Source organism: Candidatus Protofrankia californiensis, from assembly GCF_900634765.1.
Taxonomy (GTDB): domain Bacteria; phylum Actinomycetota; class Actinomycetes; order Frankiales; family Frankiaceae; genus Protofrankia; species Protofrankia californiensis.
On the sequence record NZ_CAAAFT010000030.1, the window covers coordinates 1 to 976 of the forward strand.

1 protein-coding gene and 1 pseudogene are annotated in these 976 nt (G+C 67.9%); both read left to right on the forward strand.

The features are described 5' to 3' along the window. Window positions 1-379, forward strand: a 379-nt coding sequence (locus tag DD1DGNOD_RS01320) for a sterol carrier family protein (RefSeq protein WP_241255389.1), incomplete at its 5' end; no start/stop codon positions are given. A gap of 321 nt (window positions 380-700) precedes the next feature. Then, window positions 701-976: pseudogene (locus DD1DGNOD_RS28510) on the forward strand (amidophosphoribosyltransferase); the annotation flags it as partial.

Consider the following 976-nt stretch of genomic DNA (forward strand, 5'->3'; position numbering starts at 1 on the left):
GGGTGCTGGGATGCGTCTCGGGGACTTTCTGCTCGCCGGGGCGGTGGAGGGCGTCGTTCATGGCCTGGATCTCGGGGTTGAGCCGGTTCGGGACGCACTGCGGCTCGCCGTGAAGGCATGCACCGGCCTGCTCGGGGCGCGCGCCCCGGGACGTTCGGTGGAGGTCCGGGTGCCCCCCTTCGCCGCGGTGCAGGTCGTCGAAGGTCCACGACATACCCGGGGCACCCCGCCGAACGTGGTCGAAGCCGAGGCTGTTGCCTTTGTCGAGGTCGCGGTAGGCCGCCTGAGTTGGGCGGCCGCGACGGCGGACGGCCGGGTCCGGGCCAGCGGCGTCCGTGCCGATCTTCGCCCGTACCTCCCGCTGCTGCGGATCACTTGATCGGTAGGCCGCCGGAACTCTCGGAGCGGACCAGATGATCGTAACGGGAAGCCCAGCCGCACTCAGCGGCCGGGGACTCGGTCCCCGGCTGTGCGGAAGAAACATGATCGCGCCGATTTTGGCCGTAGGAGCGCGAGATATGCCTGTGATATCCGCTGTGTCCGCATGAGTTGGAGATCGACGGGTGTCGGCCCGGGTTTGCACTGCTAGCGTGGATGTCGGACCAGTACCAATGACGTCCAAGGAGCTGTGTTGCGCGACGTCGGTGACTGTTCGACCTGCCCACCTGCTTGTCCGGCGGCAGATCCCGGCTCTGTCCGCATCCCGCAAGCTGTAACAGCGCGTAGTCCCAGCGCATCGCGCGTAGGCGCTGGCGGCCCTCGTGCAGGGTGCTGTGTGCCCGATTACGCCGATGATCCGGGTCCCAGGGACGCCTGTGGGGTCTTCGGCGTGTGGGCGCCGGACGAGGATGTCGCGAAACTTACCTACTACGGGCTGTATGCATTGCAGCACCGAGGTCAGGAGGCGGCGGGTATCGCCGTTGCCGACGGCCGGACCGTCCTCGTCTTCAAGGAGCTGGGGCTGGTCGCCCAGGTC